The organism is Nocardioides sp. YIM B13467 (assembly GCF_042788075.1).
Classification (GTDB): Bacteria; Actinomycetota; Actinomycetes; order Propionibacteriales; family Nocardioidaceae; genus Nocardioides.
The window spans coordinates 14,047-33,113 of sequence record NZ_JBHZPJ010000002.1; the positions used below are offsets into that span (position 1 = coordinate 14,047).

Consider the following 19,067-nt stretch of genomic DNA (forward strand, 5'->3'; position numbering starts at 1 on the left):
CCGAAATGATCCGACCCATGCTCGCCACCGCCGCTCTCGTGCTGACCACGACCACCGCGTGCGGCGCCGACGCCGCCGGCGAGGAGGCCACCGCGGACGGCTTCCCGCTCACCCTCGAGAACTGCGGCGCCGAGGTCACCGTCGACGCTCCACCGGAGCGCGTCGTGATGCTGAAGAGCTCGGCGGTGCCCTACCTGCACGCGCTCGGCGTGATGGATCAGGTCGTGGCCAGGGCCGGCGATTATCCCGCCGACTACTACGACACCGCGACCCAGGACGAGCTCGACGACATCCCGCTGCTCACCGACGAGATGGACACGAGCGGTCACCTGCAGATCTCCAAGGAGATCGTGATCGCCGAGGAGCCCGACCTGGTCCTCGGCGAGGTCGACAACCTCTCCCGCGACACCCTCGACGCCGTCGACATCGACCTCCTCGAGGAGCCGGCGATGTGCCCCGAGGGTGTCGACGACCCCGGGTTCGACGACGTCTACAGCCAGCTGGAGGCCTACGGCAAGGTCTTCGACCGCGAGGACGAAGCCGCCCAGGCTGTCGCTGACCTGCGCAAACGCGTGACGAAGCTGGAGAAGGAGAAGGTCGGCGAGGGACGTACGGCGGCAGTGCTCTATCCCACCGTCGGCGGCGGCGTGACCTACGCCTACGGCACCAGGTCGATGGCCCACCCGCAGCTGGAGGCGGCCGGGTTCGAGGACGTCTTCGCCGACGTCGACGAGCGCGTCTTCGAGGTCTCGACCGAGGATCTCCTCGAGCGCGACCCCGACGTGATCATCCTGCTCCACAACTCCGGCGACCCGAAGCAGGTCGAGGAGTCGATCACCCAGCTCGCCGGTGCCGAGGACCTCACCGCGGTCAGGAACGGCGATGTGATGGCGCAGCTGTTCAACTTCACCGAGCCGCCCTCAGCCCTCTCCGTCGACGGCCTGGAGCGGATCATCGACAGGTTCGGCCGGTGATCGAGGCAGCCGGCCTGTCCTGGACGTACGGCGCCACGACGATCCTCGAGCACGTCGACGTCGCCTCCCACGAGGGCCGGGTGCTGGGTCTGATCGGCCCGAACGGGAGCGGCAAGACGACCCTGCTCCGGCTGCTCTACGGCGCCCTCCGGGGAAGCGGCACCGTCGAGATCGACGGCGACGACCTCGCCGGACTCCCCGCCAAGCAGGTCGCCCGGCGCCTGGCCGTGGTCGTCCAGGAGTCCGGCACCGACACCACGCTGACCGCCGGCGAGATGGTCCTGCTGGGACGTACGCCGCACCTGTCCGCCTTCGCCAGGGCCGGCGAGCACGACCTGGCGATCGCGGCGGAGTGCCTGGAGCGGGTCGGCGGGACCCACCTCGGTCCGCGCTCCTTCGCCGCCCTCTCCGGGGGCGAGCGGCAGCGGGTGCTCATCGCCCGGGCGCTGGCGCAGGAAGCGACCCACCTGCTGCTCGACGAGCCGACGAACCACCTCGACATCCGCTACCAGCACGAGATCCTGTCCCTGGTGCGGAAACTAGGGACGACGGCCATCGTCGTGCTCCACGACCTCAACCTGGCGGCCCGCTACTGCGACGACCTGGTGCTGCTCGACCAGCGCCGCGTCGCCGCCCGCGGCACCGTCGACGAGGTGCTGCGCCCCGAGATCCTGGAGCCGGTCTACGACATCGGCATCGAGCGGCTCGAGCTGCGCGAGGAGATCCACCTCCTCTTCCGTCCGTCGGCCTGAACCGGACCTCAGATCTCCGGGGCGGCCTCGACCCTGGTCTCGGGCACGGCCTCGTCGTCCGGGTCGACGCCGGGAAGGTGCGCCTCCCAGAGCTCGACGTCCATCACGTAGAGCCGGAGCGGCGCCTCGCCGCGCAGCTGCTCGGGCTTGAAGGCCCGAGCCGTGCCGACCAGCCGGTGGAAAGCCACAGCGCAGCGCTTCTCGAGCTCGAAGTCGGGCACCTGGCGCGCCATCCCGGTGACGTACGCAGCGCTCGCCCCGTACCCCGGCAGCACCGAGGAGTCGAAGATGACCCCGGCCACGCGCGGGTCGCGGATGAGGTTGCGGGAGTGCTGCGCATCGGGCGCCGAGACCCAGTAGAGGTCTCGGTAGCCGTCGTGGGAGAAGTAGACCGGCGACGTACGCGGCCGGCCATCGGGATCCGAGGTCGCCAGCACCAGGTAGGCGACGCCGTCGACGATCCCGCGGACGTGTCTGTCCAGATCAGCTGCCATACCCCAGAGGGTAAACGACTTTCTCCGCGCTGCGCGCGGTTACTCCCTCGCTCGGCGCGAGCGGACAAGCAAGCTCGCCGCTCGGCCTCGCTCCGGTCGTCTTAGCGGTGACCTCGGTATATGCGTGGCAGCTTGTAGCCGTGCTCAGCCAGCACCTGCCGCAGCACGTCCGGCCTGTCGGTGATCAGCCCGTCGACGCCGAGCCCGATCAGATGCTCCATCGTGGCGACGTCGTCGACTGTCCACGGCACGACCGCGATGCCGCGCGCGTGCGCCGCGTCGACCAGCTCCTGGTTCGTGAACGGCACATAGCCCGGATCAGACACCGAGCCGCCCTGCGGGTCGCCATGGACCGGCGAGACCGCATCCGCCCCGAACGAGTCCGCGGCCGCGACGTACCGCTCCTGCAGCGCCCCTTCGAAGTCGTCGATGTCGATCCCGCCCAGCCACGGCGAGGCCCCCGGCTGTCCCTGCTGGAGGAACTGCTGCCCGTTGGTCAGCGCGACGATCGGCAGCCGCGGCTCGACCTCGCGGAACCGCTTCAGCGCACCCCAGTCGAAGCTCTGGATCGTGACCTGGTTGCGGATGTGCGCCCGCCTGATCTCGGCCAGGACGACGCGGACGAACTGCTCGCGCGGCGCGGTCTGCTCCGGCGCCCCAGCCTCGACCTTCGTCTCCACGTTCAGCTGGACCTGGCCGGCGTGGTAGCTGTTGACCAGCGCAAACACCTCCGAGAGCAGCGGCATCCGCTCGCCCGGCGAGAGCACCTGGTCGGGGAACTGCGGCTGTCGCAGCGACCCGCAGTCGATCGTGCGCACCTGCGCGAGCGTCAGGTCCTTGATGTAGGTGCGGTTCGGCACGTACGGGAATTCGGGGTCGCCCGGGAACGCCGGCGCAGTGTCGACGCACTTGGCCGGATTCGGGTCCCGGTCGTGCGTCACGACCGCATGGCCGTCCTCGGTGATCTGCACATCGAGCTCGAGGGTGCTCACGCCCAGCTGGAGCGCCCGCTCGAAGGCCGGCAGCGTGTTCTCGACCGTCAGCGCTATGCCGCCGCGGTGCGCCTGGAGGTCGAAGGTACGCGGATCGTTCTCGGCGTACGCCGGGGTGATGGCGGAGCTCGCCAGGAGCGCTGCGGACACGAGGAGGCCTGCTCGGACACGTCTCATGCCCGACAGGATCCCGCAGCCGGATGGCCGCTAGTGGAACGCGTGATGAGACAGGAGCGACACGTTCTTGTCCGCACACCCGGTCGTCTCGTGACGCACGAACTGGGAGTCGTAGGAGTCCGGCACGTAGACCCGGAACCCGTCCACCTCGGCCGGCTTGCAGGCCGAGGCCGGATAGTTCTCGGCGGTCGACTCGGAGACCTCGCTCACGGCCACCTGACCCGGCTTCATGATCACCGTGCGCCACTTGCCCTCACGCGCCGCGGGCGCGCCGACCTGGGTGCCGTCGCCACCGCCGACGTACGACAGTCCGCCGAAGCCACCGAGGGCACACGCACGGTCGGAGACATTGGTCAGCGTGATCTCGCCGAACCGCGATCCGGCGCCCGCGTCGGTCGCGCGATAGCCGGCCTTCAGGTCGGCGTTGGTGCACTTCGGCGTCTTCCGATCCGCCGGTGCGGGGTCAGAGGACGAAGCAGAGGACTCAGTCCTCACCGGCGAACCCCCCGTGGCCGCCGGTGAGGACTGAGTCGGGGACGATGGTGTGCTGCTCGCTTGGGCGGGGTCCGCGGTCCCGGAGGCAGATGGTGACGAGTCGACCGCCCCGTCCTTCGTCGACCCACAACCTCCCACCGCGAGCACGCCGAGGACCCCGATTCCGACCACCATCAGTCGTAGGTGCCGCATCTTCGCTCCTCGAGTAGCAGATGCCAGCCAGATAGATCCAGCCAGTTAACTCATCGTCCCAACCCTGAGACGCGCGGACTGCACGCTTCGTTGCGTCGGACCTCGAGAAAATCTCAGACCCTGCTGTCGTACGTCGTCCGAGCCGCGTCGACCTCCGGCATGTGCTCCTCGGCCCAGGCCTTGAGGTGGCCGATGACCGGCAGCAGCGTCTGCCCGAGCGGGGTGAGCTCGTAGTCGGTTCGCACCGGCACCGACGGGGTGACCGAGCGGATCAGCAGACCGTCGCGCTCCATCCTCCGCAGCGACTGGGTCAGCATCTTCTGGCTCACCCCCTCGATCTGCGAGGCAAGCTCCGAGTACCTCAGCGGGCCGCGGAGCCCCAGCGCCACGATCGCCAGGCTCACCCACTTGTCACCGATCGTGTCCAGCAGCCGTCGGCTCGGACACAGCGCCGAGAACGCGTCGAATCCGCTGTTCTCGATTCCGCTGGGCCGTTCGGCCGTCGTCGTCCCCATGGCAGACCTCCAGGTGCGTACGCCACTTCAAAGTGCCTTCTTCCCAAAGGAGAGTAGGGCACCGAAAGTAGTGCATGCAACCAGACAGACCACCGCAAAGGACAAAACCATGTACGCACTCATCTCCCGCGCCGGCGACCCGACCCCGCGTCTCGAGGAGCTCCCGGCCCAGCCGCTCGGCCCCGACGACATCCGGGTCGAGGTCGCTGCCGCCGCCTTCACGCTCTTCGACGCCTTCGTCGCCGGCGACCACGCAGCCATCGGCCTCCCCGACGTGATCGGCCTCGGCTTCGACTTCAGTGGCGTGGTCACCGAGGTCGGCGAGGCCGTATCCGGATTCGCTGTCGGCGACCGCGTCGCCGGGCTCCACGGCAACCCGGCAGCAGGCGCCCGCGCCCACGCGACCGAGGTCGTGGTCCCCGCCTCCGCCGCAGCGGCCGTACCCGACGGGCTCACCCTCGAGGCGGCCGCCGCAGCTCCGCTCAACGCGCTCACCGCCCGCCAGGCGCTCGACCTGCTCGGCACCGAACGCGGCAGCCTCCTCGTCACCGGTGCCGCCGGCGGCGTCGGCCTGTGGGCGCTGGCGCTGGCCAAGGCCGACGGTTGGACGGTCGACGCCCTGGTACGCCCCGGCACCCAGCACCTCGCCACCGGCGCCGACCACGCCGTCACCGAGATCGAACCGCACGCGCACGACGCCGTCCTCGATCTGGCGGCGCTCGACGAACCGGCCCTGGCAGGCGTACGCGACGGCGGCCGCTACGTCAGCGTCAAGCCCGGCCGGGCACCGGCGCCCGAGCGCGGAATCGAGGTCTCGACCGCGCTGAACCAGCCCGACGGGGCGGTGCTCGCCGACCTCCTCAGGCTGGCGGCAGACGGAACGGTGCCGACCCGGATCGCCGCGACCCGCCCGCTGAGCAAGGCCGCCGAGGCCTACCAGGAGGCGGTGGCGGCACCGGGATCCGATGGGCGCTGGCTGCTGATTCCGTGACGTACTGGATCTCGATGCGACAAGGCCCCGCCAGGCAAGCCTGGCGGGGCCTTGTCTTACTCGATCTGGTTCTTACCCCAGACCTTCAGCGCTACGCGCTTCAGCTCTGGTACGAACCGAAGTCGAAGTCGTCCAGCGCGACGGCCTGGCCGCCGGTGTTGCCGAACTCGTAGTCGTAGTTGTCGTAACCGGTCACGGAGTACGCCGCGGCACGAGCCTCATCGGTCGGCTCGACCTTGATGTTGCGGTAGCGCTCCAGGCCGGTGCCGGCCGGGATGAGCTTACCGATGATGACGTTCTCCTTCAGACCGCGCAGCGAGTCCGAGCGGCCGTTGATGGCAGCGTCGGTGAGGACGCGGGTGGTCTCCTGGAAGGAGGCCGCCGACAGCCAGGACTCGGTGGCCAGCGAGGCCTTGGTGATGCCCATCAGCTCCGGACGACCCGAGGCCGGCTTGCCGCCCTCGGAGACCACGCGCCGGTTCTCCGACTCGAAGTCGATGCGGTCGGCCAGGTCGGAGGGCAGCAGGTTGGTGTCCCCGGACTCGAGCACCGTGATCCGGCGCAGCATCTGCCGCACGATGATCTCGATGTGCTTGTCGTGGATGGACACACCCTGCGACCGGTAGACCTGCTGGACCTCGTCCACGAGGTGCTGCTGCGTCTTGCGGACACCGAGGATACGGAGGACCTCCTTGGGGTCCGGCGTACCGATGGTCAGCGGAGCGCCGACCTCGATGTGGTCGCCGTCGGCAACCCGCAGGCGCGAGCGGCGCGACACGACGTACTCCTTGACCTCGGAGCCGTCGTCCGGGGTGACCAGGACCTTGCGGGCCTTGTCGGTCTCCTCGATCTCGACGCGACCGGCGACCTCGGAGATCGGCGTGACACCCTTCGGCGTACGCGCCTCGAAGAGCTCGACGACACGCGGCAGACCCTGCGTGATGTCGTCGGCCGAGGCCACACCACCGGTGTGGAACGTACGCATGGTCAGCTGAGTGCCGGGCTCACCGATGGACTGGGCGGCGATGATGCCGACCGCCTCACCGATGTCGACGAGCTTGCCGGTGGCCAGCGAGCGGCCGTAGCACTTGGCACACGTACCCGTGCGGGCCTCACAGGTGAGGACCGAACGGACCTTGACCTCGGTGATGCCGGCGCGAACCAGCTCCTCGATCTTGACGTCGCCCAGGTCCTCGCCGGCGACCGCGAGAACCTCGCCGGTCGACGGGTGCTCGATGTCGACGGCAGCCGTGCGAGCGTACGCAGCGGTCTCGGCGTTGTCGTCCTTGACGACGACGCCGCCCTGATCGACACCGATGACCTTCGGCAGACCGCGCTCGGTGCCGCAGTCGTCCTCACGGATGATGACATCCTGCGAGACGTCCACCAGACGACGGGTCAGGTAACCCGAGTCGGCGGTACGCAGCGCGGTGTCGGCCAGACCCTTACGAGCACCGTGGGTGGAGATGAAGTACTCCAGGACGGAGAGACCCTCGCGGAAGTTCGACTTGATCGGCCGCGGGATGATCTCGCCCTTCGGGTTGGCCACCAGGCCTCGCATGGCGCCGACCTGGCGGATCTGGTTGAAGTTACCCGAAGCACCCGAGGTGACCTGCATGAAGATCGGGTTCTTGCGGTCGAACGCCGCCTCCATGGCAGCACCGACGACCTTGGCGGCCTCGGTCCAGATCTCGACGAGCTCCTGACGGCGCTCCTCATCGGTGACCAGACCACGCTCGAACTGCTTCTGCACCTTGGCAGCCTGCGTCTCGAACGTCTCCAGGATCTCGGCCTTGTTCGGCGGCGTGGTGACGTCGTCGATGGAGACCGTGACACCCGACCGGGTGGCCCAGTGGAAGCCGTTGTCCTTGAGCGCGTCCAGCGACGCCGCGACCTCGACCTTGGTGTAACGCTCGGCCAGGTCGTTGATGATCGCGCCGAGCTGCTTCTTACCGACCTCGTAGTTCACGAAGGGGTAGTCGGACGGCAGGGTGTCGTTGAAGATCACCCGGCCCAGCGTGGTCTCGAGGACGATCGGGTCGCCCGCAGTCCAGCCCTCCGGCACGTCGTAGCCGATCGGCGGGACGATGTCGTCGAGGCGGATCTTGATCTTCGACTGCAGCGTGATCTGGAGGTGGTCGAAGGCCATGATGGCCTCGGCCGGGGACGAGAAGGCACGACCCTCGCCGACCTCACCCTCGCGGTCGGAGGTGATGAAGTAGAGACCGATGATCATGTCCTGGGTCGGCATGGTGACCGGACGACCGTCGGACGGCTTGAGGATGTTGTTGGTCGAGAGCATCAGGATGCGAGCCTCGGCCTGGGCCTCCGCCGACAGCGGCAGGTGGACAGCCATCTGGTCACCGTCGAAGTCCGCGTTGAACGCGGTGCAGACGAGCGGGTGCAGCTGGATGGCCTTACCCTCGATCAGCTGCGGCTCGAAGGCCTGGATGCCGAGGCGGTGCAGGGTGGGCGCACGGTTCAGCAGAACCGGGTGCTCGGTGATGACCTCTTCGAGGACGTCCCACACGACCGGGCGAGCACGCTCGACCATCCGCTTGGCGGACTTGATGTTCTGAGCGTGGCTCAGGTCCACCAGGCGCTTCATCACGAACGGCTTGAACAGCTCCAGGGCCATCTGCTTCGGCAGACCGCACTGGTGCAGCTTGAGTTGCGGACCCGACACGATGACCGAACGACCGGAGTAGTCGACGCGCTTACCGAGCAGGTTCTGACGGAAGCGACCCTGCTTGCCCTTGAGCATGTCGGAGAGCGACTTCAGCGGACGGTTGCCCGGTCCGGTGACCGGACGGCCACGACGACCGTTGTCGAACAGCGAGTCGACGGCCTCCTGCAGCATCCGCTTCTCGTTGTTCACGATGATCTCGGGGGCACCGAGGTCGAGGAGACGCTTGAGGCGGTTGTTGCGGTTGATCACACGACGGTAGAGGTCGTTGAGGTCGGAGGTCGCGAAGCGGCCACCGTCGAGCTGCACCATCGGGCGCAGGTCCGGCGGGATGACCGGGACGGCGTCGAGCACCATGCCGGTCGGCTGGTTGCCGGTCTTGCGGAAGGCGTCGACGACCTTGAGGCGCTTGAGCGCGCGGACCTTGCGCTGACCCTTGCCGGTGGCGATGGTCTCGCGCAGGTTCTCGACCTCGGCCTCGATGTCGAAGTTCTCGAGGCGCTTCTGGATCGCCGTGGCGCCCATGTGGCCCTCGAAGTACTTCCCGAACCAGGTCTTCATCTCGCGGTAGAGCAGCTCGTCGCCCATGAGGTCCTGGACCTTCAGGTTCTTGAAGGTGTCCCAGACCTCGTCGAGACGGTTGACCTCACGCTCGGTGCGGTCACGCAGCTGCTTCATCTCGCGCTCGGCGCCGTCCTTGACCTTGCGCTTGGCGTCGGACTTGGCGCCCTCGGCCTCGAGCGCGGCCAGGTCGGTCTCGAGCTTCTTGGCGCGGTCGTTGATCGCCACGTCGAGCCGGCCGGTCAGCATCTTGCGCTGCTGGTCGACCTTGGCCTCGAGCGAGGACAGGTCGCGGTGACGCGAGTCCTCGTCGACCGAGGTGATCATGTACGCAGCGAAGTAGATGACCTTCTCCAGGTCCTTCGGAGCGAGGTCGAGCAGGTAGCCCAGCCGCGACGGAACGCCCTTGAAGTACCAGATGTGGGTCACCGGGGCGGCGAGCTCGATGTGGCCCATCCGCTCGCGGCGTACCTTGGAGCGGGTGACCTCGACGCCACAGCGCTCACAGATGATGCCCTTGAAGCGCACGCGCTTGTACTTGCCGCAGTAGCACTCCCAGTCCCGGGTGGGACCGAAGATCTTCTCGCAGAAGAGGCCGTCACGCTCGGGCTTGAGCGTGCGGTAGTTGATGGTCTCAGGCTTCTTGACCTCGCCGTGGCTCCACGCGCGGATCTCGTCCGCGGTGGCCAGGCCGATCTTGAGCTGATCGAAGAAGTTGACGTCGAGCACGGTGGCTTCCAGTTCCTTCGTTAGTTCTTGGAAAGTTCAAAGGGGACTGAGGGAGGGGAGGTACGCCGGGGGCGTACCTCCCCGCTCGTCAGACTTCCTCTACGGAAGAGGGCTCGCGACGGGAGAGGTCGATGCCGAGCTCCTCGGCGGCGCGGAAGACGTCTTCCTCCGCGTCACGAAGCTCGATCGCCGAACCGTCCTGGCTCAGCACCTCGACGTTCAGGCACAGCGACTGCATCTCCTTGACGAGAACCTTGAACGACTCCGGGATACCCGAGTCGGGGATGTTCTCGCCCTTGACGATCGCCTCGTACACCTTCACACGGCCGGGCACGTCGTCCGACTTGATGGTGAGGAGCTCCTGCAGGGCGTAGGCGGCGCCGTACGCCTCCATCGCCCAGACCTCCATCTCACCGAAGCGCTGGCCACCGAACTGGGCCTTACCGCCGAGCGGCTGCTGGGTGATCATCGAGTACGGACCGGTCGAACGCGCGTGGATCTTGTCGTCGACCAGGTGGTGCAGCTTGAGGATGTACATGTAGCCCACGGCCACCGGCTCCGGGAACGGCTCGCCGGAGCGACCGTCGAAGAGGCGGGCCTTGCCGTCGGTGCCGACCACACGCCGACCGTCCCGGTTGGGGAGGGTCGCGCTGAGCAGGCCGGTGATCTCGTCCTCACGCGCACCGTCGAAGACCGGGGTGGCCACCTTGGTGCCCGGGTCGGCCTTGTCGGCGTGGATCTTGATGAGGCGCTGCTTCCAGGCGCTGTCCTCGGGGTCCTCGGAGAGGTTGAGGTCCCAGCCCTGCTTGGCGAGCCAGCCGAGGTGGAGCTCCAGGACCTGTCCGATGTTCATACGACGCGGAACACCGAGCGGGTTGAGCAGAACGTCGACCGGGGTGCCGTCCTCCATGAACGGCATGTCCTCGACCGGCAGGATCTTCGCGATGACGCCCTTGTTGCCGTGACGGCCGGCGAGCTTGTCACCCACGGAGATCTTGCGCTTCTGCGCCACGTAGACCCGAACCAGCTGGTTCACGCCCGGGGGCAGCTCGTCGCCCTCCTCACGGTCGAAGACGCGGACACCGATGACGGTGCCCTCCTCGCCGTGCGGAACCTTCATCGAGGTGTCGCGGACCTCGCGCGCCTTCTCACCGAAGATCGCGCGGAGCAGGCGCTCCTCAGGGGTCAGCTCGGTCTCGCCCTTCGGGGTGACCTTGCCGACCAGGATGTCACCGGTGGTGACCTCGGCGCCGATGCGGATGATGCCCCGCTCGTCGAGGTCGGCCAGCATCTCCTCGGAGACGTTCGGGATGTCCCGGGTGATCTCCTCCGGACCCAGCTTGGTGTCGCGGGCGTCGACCTCGTGCTCCTCGATGTGGATCGAGGTGAGGTAGTCCTGCTGCACCAGACGCTGGGAGAGGATGATCGCGTCCTCGTAGTTGTGGCCCTGCCACGACTGGAAGGCGACCAGGAGGTTGGCACCCAGCGCCATCTCGGCACCCTGGGTCGCCGGACCGTCGGCCAGCGGGGAGCCGACCTCGACCCGGGCGCCCTCGTCGACCAGCGGCTGCTGGTTGACGCAGTTGCCCTGGTTGGAGCGCTCGAACTTCGCGAGCTTGTACGAGGTGTAGGTGCCGTCGTCGTTGAGGGTCTCGATCAGGTCGGAGGAGACCTCCTTGACCACACCGGCCTTCTTCGCGACGAGCACGTCACCGGCGTCGACAGCCGCGCGGTACTCGATGCCCGTGCCGACCAGCGGCGAGTCGCTGCGGACCAGCGGCACCGCCTGACGCTGCATGTTGGCGCCCATGAGCGCACGGTTGGCGTCGTCGTGCTCGAGGAACGGGATCAGCGCGGTCGCGACCGACACCATCTGGCGCGGCGAGACGTCGATGTAGTCGACCTCGTCGGCCAGGAGCTCGGAGACCTCACCGTCGCGCTGGCGGACCAGCACGCGCTCGGTCGCGAACTTCATGTTCTCGTCGACGGCCGCGTTGGCCTGCGCGATGACGTAGCGGTCCTCGTCGTCGGCGGTCAGGTAGTCGATCTTGTCGGTGACGACACCGTTCTCGACCTTGCGGTAGGGCGTCTCGACGAAGCCGAACGGGTTGATCCGGCCGAAGGAGGCCAGCGAACCGATCAGACCGATGTTGGGACCTTCAGGGGTCTCGATCGGACACATCCGGCCGTAGTGCGACGGGTGGACGTCTCGGACCTCCATGCCGGCGCGGTCACGGGAGAGACCACCCGGGCCGAGAGCCGACAGACGCCGCTTGTGCGTCAGGCCCGCGAGCGGGTTGTTCTGGTCCATGAACTGCGACAGCTGCGAGGTGCCGAAGAACTCCTTCAGCGCAGCTACCACGGGACGGATGTTGATCAGGGACTGCGGCGTGATCGCCTCGACGTCCTGGGTCGTCATCCGCTCGCGCACCACGCGCTCCATACGAGCAAGGCCCGTACGCAGCTGGTTCTGGATCAGCTCGCCGACCGTCCGCATCCGGCGGTTGCCGAAGTGGTCGATGTCGTCAGCAGCGATGTCGATCGTGCCCTGCGGCATGTCGAGCTGCGTACGCCCGTCGTGGAGCGCCACGACGTACTTGATCGTCGCGACGATGTCGTCGACGGTCAGGGTCTGCTGGTCGAAGGCCTCGGTCAGACCGAGCTTCTTGTTGACCTTGTAGCGACCGACCTTGGCGGTGTCGTAGCGCTTCGGGTTGAAGTAGTAGTTGTTCAGCAGCGTCTGCGCGGCCTCACGCGTCGGGGGCTCGCCCGGGCGCAGCTTGCGGTAGATGTCGAGCAGCGCGTCGTCCTGAGCGGAGGTGCTGTCCTTCTCGAGGGTCAGCATCATCGACTCGTACTCGCCGAACTCCTCGCGGATCTGCTCGTTGGTCCAGCCGAGGGCCTTGAGCAGCACCGTGACGTTCTGCTTGCGCTTGCGGTCGAGTCGGACGCCGACCAGGTCGCGCTTGTCGATCTCGAACTCGAGCCAGGCGCCGCGGCTGGGGATCAGCTTGGCGGTGTAGATGTCCTTGTCGGACGTCTTGTCGGCGGTGCGCTCGAAGTAGACGCCCGGGGACCGGACGAGCTGCGAGACGACAACACGCTCGGTGCCGTTGATGACGAAGGTGCCCTGCTCGGTCATGAGCGGGAAGTCGCCCATGAAGACCGTCTGGCCCTTGATCTCACCGGTGTCGTTGTTGGTGAACTCCGCCGAGACATAGAGAGGCGCGGAGTAGGTGAAGTCCTTCTCCTTGCACTCCTCGACGGTGTACTTGGGGTCGTAGAAGACAGGGCTCTCGAACGAGAGGGACATCGTCTCCGAGAAGTCCTCGATCGGGGAGATCTCCTCGAAGATCTCCTGTAGACCGGACTTGTGAGACACGTCCTCCCCCGCTGCTTCGCGGGCGGCGACCTGCTCCTGCCAGCGCTCGTTACCGATCAGCCAGTCGAAGCTGTCGGTCTGGAGGGCGAGGAGCTTGGGAAGCTCGAGAGGCTCTGAGATCTTAGCGAAAGAGATGCGGCGAGGGGTGGAGTCACCCGACGAGGTGCGCGCGGCCAAGAGGAATCCTTCGACAAGGTTCGCAGGTGGATTCGCGCTGCCGACCACCGAACAGCCACCGGGCAGGCTGAGGGGCATATGAAGGCATGCGCAAAGCGCCATAGTACGGCACAAAAGCGCACTTCACAACACCGGGCCCAATTAAAGTCCGGCGTACCTTCATTCACACCTGCGGCGCTCGAGCGTCGGCGTTGTCGGTGCAGTGCCATTGTCGAGCATCGCGGATGATCATGCGCCCCATCGGCACCCCGGGTCAAGCATCCGCGCCAATCGGTCCGACCCACGGAAAAGTTATTCCAATCACTTGACAGGTAGCGCAAAGGCCTGGGATGCCGGGCCTGGTCGGGAACTAGTCCTGGCTGGGCTGGGTCTCGACCTTGTCCACCAGCCACTCGTCGCCGACCTTGGCCATCGTGAGCATCGCGTACTCCTGGTAGCCGATCGGGGTGCTCCGCTGGGCGTTGGTGACCTGACGGTCGACCAGCACGAGGATCTGCACGGTGTCCTCGGAGACGCGGATGACGCCGGCGTCGACCGGGGCGAGCGTCTTCACCACGGTCTTCGTCTCGGGGACGTTGTCGACGAGCACCGCGAAGAGCCGGTCGTAGTCCTCGCGGTAGTCCTTCGTCATCACGTCGTGAGCCTTGCTCTTCGACTCGTCCATCTTGCTGTAGTCGTAGGAGAGCAGCGGGACGACGGCCTTCTTCGCCGCCTCGAGCGCCTCACCGCCCTGCTCCTCGACGAGGAGCTTGTGGTTGCGGGTGATCTGCTTGCCCACCGCACCCTCGACGGTGCTGGTGGTGACGTTGTTGTTGGCGACGGTGCTGACCTTCTCCTGCCCGAAGAAGACCACGCCGGCAGCGACGAGCGCGGCCAGGGCGAGCGCACCGGCGGCGACCAGTCCCCACGTGGGGAGCAGCGGCAGCGTACGTCCAGTGGCCGCACTCTCCTCGGCGGCGGGCTCCTCGTCGGCAGGCTCGTCCTCGTCATCCGCGTCGGCCGCCACCTCGACGTCGGCGGTCTCCTCGTCGGCCTCGCGGTCCTCCTCCTCGACCGCAGCCTCCTCGAGAGCGGCCAGCTCCGCGTCGTACGCAGCCCGCTTCTTCTCGTCCAGCAGGACCGCGGCGGCATCGTTGAGGGTGCGGAAGCGGCGGTCGGTGGGGTCCAGGTCGGCGATCGCGGACTTCCACGCCGCGCGGATGTCGTCGGTGGCGGCGTCGGGCTCGACGTCGAGCAGGTCGTACCAGGTCGGACTAGTCATCGTGGAACTCATGGTGTCACCCCTTCACTGCTTTCCGAAGTAGGAGCTTCCTCGGCGGGGTACCAGTCGTCGACCAGCCACTTCCCGTTCTGCTTCACCAGCTCCACCTCCGTCCGGGCGAGCTGACGCGCCGCCTCGACGCGCTCCTCGGAGCCCTCGGACTTCGGGTAGCTGATCGCGAGCTCGGCGACGACGAGCACGGTCGCGCTGTCCGCGTCGAGGCCGGCGACACCTGTGCTGTGCACGCTCGTGGTGCGACCGACGCCCTGCTGGACGACGGTGGCCTCCGCGAAGGCGACGTTGCCCAGGAAGCTCTTCTCGAACTTCGGGGTCAGCAGCTCACCCACCCGCTCGCGATACTTCGGCATCGTCTTCTTGTCGCTGCCGACGTCATCGGGACCGTAGGTGTTGACCCGGCCGACGAACTTGTCGGCCGCCGCCATCACCTGCTCGCGCTGGCTCACCACCGACTCGTCGGCGCCGCGGGTCAGCTGCCAGCCGACGTAGCCGACGGCAGCCAGGATCACGGCGATCAGCAGGGCCAGGACGCCCCAACGGAGCAGTGCGCCCCGGTTCGCGGTCGCCTGGTCGGTCTCTGCGCCGGTCTCCGTGTCGGGTCCGGGGTCGGTCGTGGTGCTCAAGACGGATCACTCTCTGTGGTCAGCGGCTCCAGGAGCCATTTCCAAGCATCAACACCGTACGCCGCGGGCGAGTCGGTCGATGCGGCAGCACTTCGGGCCCCGACCCCGGTCGGCTGCTTGGTGGTCAGGGTTCCGGCTACTCGGTCTCCATCGGCTGCAGGTAGAGCCACTTCCAGGCGTCCTCGCCGTAGGAGGCGGGAGCCGCGGTCGACACCGTGGTCTCCTCGGCCTCGCCCCAGGTGAGCTCGCCGGTGTCCGGGTCGAAGCTGGCGATCGAGTCGGTGCCGCCGACAGCCGCACGCGGCACCTGGCTGGAGCCACGAGGGTTCGACTTGCTCGGGTCCTCGGTGCAGGAGACCTCGGTGTTGAAAGGACGGCTCTGCAGGTCCAGCGGGCTGCGCTTCTTGGTGCTCTCGTAGCCCTGCTTGCACGGCGCCTGGCTGGTCAGCGCCAACCCGAAGTGGGCCTGCGCCAGGCCGGGGTGGCCGACGTCGACGACCGCGAAGCTGCCCTCGACGACGACCGGGAAGATCGAGAGCAGGTGCCTGACGCCCGGCAGGTTCTTCCGGACGACCTTGCCGGTCACCAGCACCTCGTTGAGGAGCTCGCTGATCTCCACGTCGTTCTGCTCCAGGAACTGCCGCAGCTCGATCGAGCTGGCCGAGCCGCTCTCGATCAGCCTGATCAGGTCCTTGTTGGAGCCGGCCAGGGTGCCGGTGAACAGCTCCAGGTCGGTCGCGAACGACTTGATCGCCGAGCTGCTGTCCAGCTGGCCCTGGAGGACGGTGTTGCTGTCCCGGATCAGCTGGGTGGTGAGGGCGAAGTTCTGGTCGGCGGTCTCCACGAAGGCGGTGCCGGTGTCGATGATGGTCTGCAGGTCCTGACCGGTGCCGGCGAAACCCTTGCCGAGCTCGTCGATGGTCGTGGTGAGCGCCTTCTGGTCGACCGAGTTCACCGTCGTGGTGACGTCCTCGAGGAGCTTCTCGGTCGGCAGCGGCGTGGTCGTCGCGGCGCGGGCGATCTCGGAGCCGTCCTCGAGGTAGGGCCCGCCCTTCGACTGCGGCTGCAGCTCGACGTACTGCTCACCGACGGCGGAGCGGTTGCCGACCACGGCGAGGCTGTCGGCCGGGATCTTGTCCTCCCACCCCTTGTCGATCTTCAGGGTCACGTCGACGCCGCTGCGGTTGAGAACCAGCTCGCCGACCTGGCCGATCTTGACGCCTCGGTAGTCGACCTCGGCGTCCTCGTAGATGCCGCCGGACTGCTCGAAGTGGGCCATCACGACGTAGTGGTCCTTGACGAACAGGGACCCCAGGCGGGCGTAGCGCGCACCGACGAAGCTGACCCCGACGAGGGTGATCAGCAAGAAGATCATCAGCTGCATCTTCGTACGGCGGGTGATCATGAGACGCCCTCCTGGTGAGTGTTGCTCGAGGTGCTCAGCGCGGGGATCATCAGCGAGGTCAGACCCGGGTCGAGCTCCTTGCTCAGCTCGTCGTACGTCACCGCATGCGTCCCTGGGGTCGCACCGGCACGGCAGAACAGGAGCAGTACGCACCCGGAGCCGTCCTCGGTGGTGCTCCCACCGTTGGACGAGGGAGCTCCGATCCCGAGCAGGCCGTCGAGGGTCTTCCCGATCGAACCCAGCACGCCCGTCACGCACGCCTGGGGCGCCGAGGAGGACTGCCCGGTCAGCACCTCCTGGCAGGTGTCGATGGCGCTGGCCAGCCCGCCGTCCTTGCAGACGTTCGTGAGGTTGTTGAGCCAGTCGAGAGCCGTCTCCTCGTCCGGATACGTCTTGAGCTTCCGGTTGATCTCCTCGAGACCCCAGCAGACGGTGTCGCCGACCCGAGGCGCGTTCTGGAGCAGCGTGTCGAGGTTGAGGTCGACGGTGACGTCGAGGTTGACGAAGTCACCCATGTGCAGGTTGCGCGCGGCCTGCGGCGAACCACCGACCGCCGCGTCGACGAACGGATAGGTGAGGATCGTGTTCATCGCCCGGACGAAGTCGTCGCCGGAGTCAGCCAGGTTCGACAGGAGCGGCCTCAGGTCCTTGATGATGCCGATGGTGTTGTCCTTGGACGCCCGGATGACGCGTACGCCGGTGTCTCCGAGCCGCTCCAGGGCCTTGAGCATCTTGACCAGGTCGGCGCGCTGCTTGTCGATGCTGGAGATCGCCGAGGGCAGCTCGTCGAGGGCAGCATCGATGGAGCCCATCTGCGCGTTGGTGGCCTTCGCCAGCGCATCGAGCGCCTCGATGGCCGCGACGATCTTCTCCTTGTTGTTGTCGAGGTCGCGCGCCAGCTTCTCCACCTGGTGAAGCACGGAGCGGGCGGAGTCCTCGCGGCCGGCGAGCGCCTTGTTGAGCTCGGTCGAGATCGTCTTCAGCTGGGCCACGCCACCACCGTTGAGCAGCAGGCTCAGCGCGCTGAAGACCTCTTCGATCTCAGGGTTACGGCCGGTCTGCGACAGCGGGATGGTCGAGCCGTCGGCGAGCTTGGTCGAATCGGGCTCGGCCGGCCGCTCCAGCGAGACGAACTTCTCGCCCAGCAGGGAGGTCTGCTGGATCGACGCACGGGCGTTGCTCGGCAGGCTGACGTCCTTCTTCAGCAGCATCTCGACGGTGGCGACGCCGTCGTCGAGCCAGATCTTGTTGATCTTGCCGACGTCGATGTCCTCGAGCTTGACGGTCGACTGGGGCACCAGGTCGAGGGTGTCCTCGAACTGTGCGGTGACCGAGATCGCGTCGTCACCGGCGTCCACGCCGCCCGGGAGCGGCAGGTCGTAGACGGAGAAGGTGCCGCAGCCGGTCAGCATCAGGGCGCCGGCGATCACGCCGACGAACGCCTGGACGGCGCGCTTCATCGTGGTCATCGTGTCACCTCCACCAGGCCGCCGAGCGACATGTCATAAGGCACTCCGTAGGACGAACCCGTGCCGAGTCCGATCGCCGCGGAACGGTTCAGCCCAGGCATCTGCCGGATCTGCGAGCAGATCTCGGCGCTGCTGCCGTTGGTCGCCTGGTCCACGAGGCTGCACAGGAACGAGGCCGGGTTCTCGATGATCTCGTCGAGGATCATGGTGATGTTGGCGTTGGTGTCGAGCGTGGCGGTCTCCGGGTTGTACGCCAGGCCCAGGTTGTTGAGCGCGAGCGGAGCGGTCCGGAGGCTCTCGTCGAGCGCCTTGCGCTGCCGTACTAGGACCTTGCCGATCCGGTTGAGGCTCTGGATGTCCTCGCGCAGGATCGCCTTGTTGTCCCGGACGAACTGGGTCACCTTGTTCAGCGCCACCGAGAGGTTCTTCATCGACGCGGCGAGCTCTTCGCGCTCACCCTCCAGCATCGAGGAGACCTCGGCGAGCGCCTGGGCGAAGTCGCGTACGGTCTTGTCGTTCTCGGCGAGCGTGCCGATGAAGCCTTCGAGCTGCTCGGCGGAGTCGAAGAACTGCTCGTCGCGGTTGTCGAGCACCTTGGTCAGCTTGCCGAGGTCGCCGATGGTCGAGTTGATCTTCTCGCCCTGGCCGCCGAGGTTCTTCGCGGTCTGCTGCAGCAGGTCGGTGAGGGCGCCGTTCTTGTTGGCTCCGTCGGGACCGATCGCGACCACGAGGTCGTCGACGCTGGAGTAGATCTGGTCGAGCTCGACCGGGACCGAGGTCTTGTCGGTGCTCAGCACCGCACCGTCGGCCAGCTTCTTGCCGCCGTCGTAGGCCGGCGTGACCTGGACATAGCGGTCGCCGACGATCGACGGCGAGATGATCACAGCCTTGGCGTCCGCGGGCAGGTCGACGTCGCCCTTGTATTCCAGGGTGACCTTGACGTCGGTGCCGTTCGGCTCGACCGAGGTCACCTTGCCGACGGCGACACCGAGCACGCGCAGGTCGCTGCCCTCGTAGAGCGAGACCGTGCGCGGGAAGTGCGCCACGAGCGTCTTCTCACCGGTGTCGCGGACCAGCGCCCAGGCGCCGACCCCGAGGACGAGAGCACCGATGATGATGGGAACGATGAACTTGTTCATGCCGCCACCCCCGTAGCGCAAGCGCCAGAATACGG

14 protein-coding genes are annotated in these 19,067 nt (G+C 67.3%); 3 read left to right on the forward strand and 11 right to left on the reverse strand.

The genetic code is table 11. The features are described 5' to 3' along the window. Positions 1 to 5: 5 nt before the first annotated feature. Together ACFX43_RS00400 and ACFX43_RS00405 are read left to right on the forward strand one after the other, a co-directional pair. On the forward strand, positions 6 to 974 hold the full coding sequence (locus tag ACFX43_RS00400) for an ABC transporter substrate-binding protein (protein ID WP_378815718.1): 969 nt from the start codon (positions 6 to 8) through the stop codon (positions 972 to 974). Further along, complete coding sequence (locus ACFX43_RS00405; protein ID WP_378815719.1) at positions 971 to 1,726, forward strand: ABC transporter ATP-binding protein; 756 nt, start codon at positions 971 to 973, stop codon at positions 1,724 to 1,726. The genes ACFX43_RS00400 and ACFX43_RS00405 overlap by 4 nt, the downstream gene beginning before the upstream one ends. A gap of 8 nt (positions 1,727 to 1,734) precedes the next feature. Here ACFX43_RS00405 and ACFX43_RS00410 read toward each other — a convergent pair whose 3' ends face one another. From ACFX43_RS00410 to ACFX43_RS00425, 4 genes are all read right to left on the reverse strand, one after another. After that, positions 1,735 to 2,220 carry a pyridoxamine 5'-phosphate oxidase family protein gene (locus ACFX43_RS00410; RefSeq protein ID WP_378815721.1) on the reverse strand — a complete coding sequence of 162 codons (486 nt, stop codon included), beginning with the start codon at positions 2,218 to 2,220 and terminating at the stop codon, positions 1,735 to 1,737. 101 nt (positions 2,221 to 2,321) lie between these two features. After that, on the reverse strand, positions 2,322 to 3,389 hold the full coding sequence (locus tag ACFX43_RS00415) for a glycerophosphodiester phosphodiesterase family protein (protein WP_378815722.1): 1,068 nt from the start codon (positions 3,387 to 3,389) through the stop codon (positions 2,322 to 2,324). Positions 3,390 to 3,419: 30 nt separating this feature from the next. Further along, on the reverse strand, positions 3,420 to 3,884 hold the full coding sequence (locus ACFX43_RS00420; RefSeq protein ID WP_378815724.1) for a DUF4232 domain-containing protein: 465 nt from the start codon (positions 3,882 to 3,884) through the stop codon (positions 3,420 to 3,422). Positions 3,885 to 4,189: 305 nt separating this feature from the next. Continuing rightward, entirely contained in the window at positions 4,190 to 4,591 is a 402-nt protein-coding gene (locus ACFX43_RS00425; protein WP_378815726.1) for a winged helix-turn-helix transcriptional regulator, read from the reverse strand. Between the two features lie 109 nt (positions 4,592 to 4,700). Between ACFX43_RS00425 and ACFX43_RS00430 the strand changes: the two genes are divergently transcribed. Further along, a complete protein-coding gene (locus tag ACFX43_RS00430; RefSeq protein WP_378815727.1) occupies positions 4,701 to 5,582 on the forward strand; it encodes an alcohol dehydrogenase catalytic domain-containing protein in 882 nt (293 codons plus the stop codon). Positions 5,583 to 5,682: 100 nt separating this feature from the next. On the opposite strand, the gene ACFX43_RS00435 is transcribed toward ACFX43_RS00430, so the two are convergent. The 7 genes from ACFX43_RS00435 to ACFX43_RS00465 form a co-directional block, all read right to left on the reverse strand. Further along, positions 5,683 to 9,558 carry a DNA-directed RNA polymerase subunit beta' gene (locus tag ACFX43_RS00435; RefSeq protein WP_378815729.1) on the reverse strand — a complete coding sequence of 1,292 codons (3,876 nt, stop codon included), beginning with the start codon at positions 9,556 to 9,558 and terminating at the stop codon, positions 5,683 to 5,685. Positions 9,559 to 9,646: 88 nt separating this feature from the next. Further along, positions 9,647 to 13,117, reverse strand: a complete 3,471-nt coding sequence (gene rpoB / locus ACFX43_RS00440; protein WP_378815731.1) for a DNA-directed RNA polymerase subunit beta — start codon at positions 13,115 to 13,117, stop codon at positions 9,647 to 9,649. A gap of 349 nt (positions 13,118 to 13,466) precedes the next feature. Beyond that, positions 13,467 to 14,378, reverse strand: coding sequence for a J domain-containing protein (locus tag ACFX43_RS00445; RefSeq protein WP_378815733.1), 912 nt, complete (start codon positions 14,376 to 14,378; stop codon positions 13,467 to 13,469). Between the two features lie 8 nt (positions 14,379 to 14,386). Next, on the reverse strand, positions 14,387 to 15,019 hold the full coding sequence (locus ACFX43_RS00450) for a hypothetical protein (protein ID WP_378815735.1): 633 nt from the start codon (positions 15,017 to 15,019) through the stop codon (positions 14,387 to 14,389). A gap of 136 nt (positions 15,020 to 15,155) precedes the next feature. Beyond that, on the reverse strand, positions 15,156 to 16,424 hold the full coding sequence (locus ACFX43_RS00455) for an MCE family protein (protein ID WP_378815736.1): 1,269 nt from the start codon (positions 16,422 to 16,424) through the stop codon (positions 15,156 to 15,158). Beyond that, positions 16,421 to 17,893 (reverse strand): MCE family protein, encoded by a 1,473-nt coding sequence (locus ACFX43_RS00460; protein WP_378815738.1) that lies wholly within the window; start codon positions 17,891 to 17,893, stop codon positions 16,421 to 16,423. Before ACFX43_RS00460 ends, ACFX43_RS00455 begins: the two co-directional genes overlap by 4 nt. Beyond that, positions 17,890 to 19,032, reverse strand: a complete 1,143-nt coding sequence (locus ACFX43_RS00465) for an MCE family protein (protein WP_378815740.1) — start codon at positions 19,030 to 19,032, stop codon at positions 17,890 to 17,892. The genes ACFX43_RS00460 and ACFX43_RS00465 overlap by 4 nt, the downstream gene beginning before the upstream one ends. Between the last annotated feature and the right edge of the window lie 35 nt (positions 19,033 to 19,067).